At 75.0% G+C, this 308-nt stretch carries 1 pseudogene; it reads right to left on the bottom strand.

Annotated elements, in window-relative coordinates:
• Window positions 1-308 (bottom strand): annotated as a pseudogene (locus tag A9J21_RS32095) (hypothetical protein); the annotation flags it as partial.

Here is a 308-nt window from a genome sequence, read left to right as displayed (position 1 = left end):
CCGGAGTAGCCCGATGCGGTGGCAGCGCCGGAGTAGCCCGATGCGGTGGCAGCGCCGGAGTCGCCCGATGCGGTGGCTGCGCCGTAGTCGCCCGATGCGGTGGCAGCGCCGGAGTTGCCCGATGCGGTGGCTGCGCCGGAGTAGCCCGATGCGGTGGCAGCGCCGTAGTAGCCCGATGCGGTGGCAGCGCCGGAGTCGCCCGATGCGGTGGCAGCGCCGGAGTCGCCCGATGCGGTGGCAGCGCCGGAGTAGCCCGATGCGGTGGCAGCGCCGGAGTCGCCCGATGCGGTGGCTGCGCCGGAGTAGCC

The sequence above is a fragment of the Cupriavidus sp. D384 genome (assembly GCF_001652915.1).
Classification (GTDB): Bacteria; Pseudomonadota; Gammaproteobacteria; order Burkholderiales; family Burkholderiaceae; genus Cupriavidus.
The sequence above is the reverse complement of the archived record's forward strand: the minus strand, read 5'-3'. Positions and strand labels throughout refer to the sequence as shown.